The organism is Streptomyces sparsus, assembly GCF_054776295.1.
Genome location: NZ_BAAHCA010000561.1, coordinates 1 through 3,280, shown reverse-complemented (window position 1 = coordinate 3,280; position 3,280 = coordinate 1). Strand labels below are relative to the sequence as shown.

At 74.7% G+C, this 3,280-nt stretch carries 3 protein-coding genes; 2 read left to right on the top strand and 1 reads right to left on the bottom strand.

Going from position 1 to position 3,280, the window contains the following annotated elements; translation table 11 throughout:
• Window positions 1-1,652 (top strand): prolyl oligopeptidase family serine peptidase (locus ACYVE9_RS20180; protein WP_461029295.1); only part of this gene is annotated, 1,652 nt, incomplete at its 5' end.
• Between the two features lie 99 nt (window positions 1,653-1,751).
• Here the strand turns inward: ACYVE9_RS20180 and ACYVE9_RS20175 are convergent.
• The gene (locus ACYVE9_RS20175) at window positions 1,752-2,168 is read right to left on the bottom strand and encodes a CBS domain-containing protein (RefSeq protein WP_461029294.1); all 417 of its coding nucleotides are present in this window, start codon (window positions 2,166-2,168) and stop codon (window positions 1,752-1,754) included.
• A 192-nt stretch (window positions 2,169-2,360) separates the two neighbouring features.
• Here ACYVE9_RS20175 and ACYVE9_RS20170 point away from each other — a divergent pair.
• Window positions 2,361-3,280: NADP-dependent oxidoreductase (locus ACYVE9_RS20170; RefSeq protein WP_461029293.1), on the top strand; the 920-nt coding region annotated here is incomplete at its 3' end.

Below are 3,280 nucleotides of genomic sequence, written 5' to 3'. Positions count from 1 at the left end.
CGCGCCCGTTGACGCCGCTGTCCGAGGTCGGCGGCGGCCTGCGGTGGGCGGACCCGGTGGTGCTGCCGGAGCGCGGCGAGGTGTGGTGCGTGCTGGAGGAGTTCACCGGCCCCGGCCCGACCGACGTGCGGCGGGTCCTGGCGGCGGTCCCGCTGGACGGTTCGGCCGCCGACGACCGCGAGGCGGTCCGCGAACTGACACCCGACACGCATGACTTCGTCACCGGCCCGCGGCTCTCACCGGACGGGCGGCACGTGGCGTGGCTGGCCTGGGACCACCCCCGGATGCCGTGGGACGGCACGGAGTTGAGGCTGGCGGAGGTCAGCGAGGACGGGTGGCTGGAGTCCGCACGCACGGTGCTGGGCGGACCGCGGGAGTCGGTCGCGCAGGCCGAGTGGGCGGCGGACGGCGGCCTGTTGGCGGTGTCCGACCGCTCCGGGTGGTGGAACCTCTACCAGGTGGACCCGGAGAACGGTCCGCCGGCGGCGCTGTGCCCGCGCGCGGAGGAGTTCGCCGACGCGCTGTGGCAGGTCGGCCAACGCTGGTTCGTGCCGCTGCCCACCGGCCCGCTGGCGGTGCTGCACGGCCGCGGCCCCAAGGCGCTCGGCATACTGGACCCGGAGAGCGGCGAGCTGGTGGACGCCCCGGGCCCGTGGACGGAGTGGGCGTCGTCGCTGGCCGCGGTCGGCAGCCGGGTCGTGGGGATCGCGGCCAGCCCTCGCAGCGGCTACGAGATCGTCGAGCTCGACACCTGCACCGGCCACAGCCGGGTGCTCGCCGAGCACCACCGGGACCCGGTGGATCCCGCCTTCTACCCCGAGCCGCTGATCAGGGCGTTCACCCGCCCCGACGGGCACAGCGTGCCCGTGCACGTCTATCCGCCGCACCACCCCGGGCACACCGCCCCGGACGGCGAACTGCCGCCCTACGTGATCCGGGTGCACGGCGGGCCCACGGGCCGCTCGCCGCTCGCCCTGGACCTGGAGACGGCCTACCTCACCTCCCGCGGTATCGGTGTCGCCGACGTCGACTACGGCGGGTCGACCGGCTACGGACGCGCCTACCGCGAGCGGCTGCGTGAGCAGTGGGGCGTGGTCGACGTGGAGGACTGCGCGGCGGTCGCCCGGGCGCTGGCCGAGGAGGGCACGGCGGATCGGGCGCGGATCGCGATCCGCGGCGGCAGCGCGGGCGGTTGGACGGCCGCCGCCTCGCTCGTGTCAGCCACCGCCGGGGACGTCTACGCCTGCGCGGTCATCAGCTACCCGGTGCTGGACCTCACGGCGTGGGCCGACGGCGGCACCCACGACTTCGAGTCCCGGTACCTGGAGTTCCTGGTGGGGCCCGAGGAGAGCTTCGCGGCCCGCAGCCGGGACCGCTCCCCGGCCTCCCACCCGGACCGCGTGTCGGCCCCCTTCCTGCTGTTGCAGGGACTGGACGACGTCATCTGCCCGCCCGACCAGTGCGACCGGTTCCTCGCGGCGCTGCCCGCCGGGCGCCCCGCTCGCAGGTACCTCACGTTCGCGGGGGAGGGGCACGGCTTCCGGCGCGCCGACACCATCACCCGGGCCGTGGAAGCCGAACTGGGCCTCTACGTCCGGGTCTTCGGCCTGGAGCGCTCGGACGTCCCGGTGCTGGACATGTCGACCGGCTGATCGTCCGGGCCGACCGGCCGCTCGTCCCGAAGCCCCCGATGTCCGATCCGACACCCGCCCCGACCCGGCCCGATCGGCCTGGGTTCCGGGGCGGAGGCGTCAGCCGGCGTAGACCCTTTCGACGAAGCCGGCGAGCTCGTGCTCCGAGAGGTGCTGGGCCAGGTCCGCCTCGCTGATCATGCCGACCAGCCGCTTGTTCTCGATCACCGGGAGCCGGCGGATCCGGTGGCTCTGCATCTCGTTGAGCACCTCGGACACCTCGGCGCCCGCGTCGATCCACCGCGGAGTGCCCTGTGCCAGGTCGCCGCAGGCCGTCCGGGCCGGGTCGTGGCCGCGGGCCACACACTCCACCACGATGTCGCGGTCGGTGAGGATGCCGCACAGCCGCTCGTCGGCGTCGCTGATCGGCAGCGCCCCCACGTCCAGCTCCCGCATCAACTGGGCGGCGCGGTCGAGGGTCTCCGTCGCGGGGATCCACTGCGCCCCGGGGTGCATGATGTCCTTCGCCGTGGTCATGGTCCACCTCCGTCCGTGGGGCCGTCCGGCGGTGTCCGGCCGGCCGTTCCCATCGTCCGCCCGCCCTCCGGGCGCGGCAACCGCAGCGGCGGCGCCGGCCGCACCCGGTCGGGCACGCCCGACCGGGTGCGGTTCGCCACATGTGGGCGGTGCGTCCGGGATGACTCGCCGACGCCGGGTACAGGTACGGGCATGAAAGCCATCGCACTGAAGAACTACGGCGGCCCCGAGGCCCTGGAACTGACCGATCTGCCCGACCCGCGCATCGGACCGGACACCGTCCTGGTCCGGGCGCGCACCGCGGGCGTCAACCCGGTCGACTGGAAGGTGGGCGCGGGCTATCTCGACCCGGCGCTGTACGCCCACTTCCCGCTCGTGCCGGGCTGGGACGTCGCCGGGGTGGTCGAGAAGGTCGGCGCGGACGTCAGCGAGTTCACCGAGGGCGAGGAGGTGATCGGCTACGTCCGGCGCGACGAGGTCCAGCACGGCACGTATGCCGAGCTGGTGCCCGCGCCGGTGCGCACGCTGGCCCGCAAGCCCGCCTCGCTGGACTGGCAGCAGGCCGGCGGGCTGCCCCTGGTGGGACTGACGGCACTCCAGTGCCTGGACCGGCTCGCGGTCGGCGAGGGGGAGATCGTGCTCGTGCACGCCGCCTCCGGCGGTGTCGGCTCACTCGCGGTGCAGCTCGCCGTCGCCCGCGGCGCCCGGGTCATCGGCACCGCCAGCGAGCGCAACCACGACTTCCTGCGCAAGCTGGGTGCCGAACCCGTCGAGTACGGCGAGGGACTGGCCGACCGGGTGCGCGAACTCGCCCCCGGCGGGGTGGACGCCGCGCTGGACTCCGTCGGCGGTGACGCCGTCGAGACCTCCCAGGAGGTCCTGGTGGAGCGCACCCGGGTGGTCTCCGTGGTCGACGGTGAGGTGAAGGCCAAGGGCGGCCACTACCTGTTCGTCCGCCCGGATGCCGCGGACCTCACCACCCTGAGCGACCTGGCCGACGCGGGCCGGCTCAGCGTGCACGTGGAGCCCGCGCTGCCGCTCGCCGAGCCGGGCGAGGCCTGGCGCCTCAGCCAGGGCGGCCGGACCCGCGGCAAGGTGGTCCTGGAGATCGA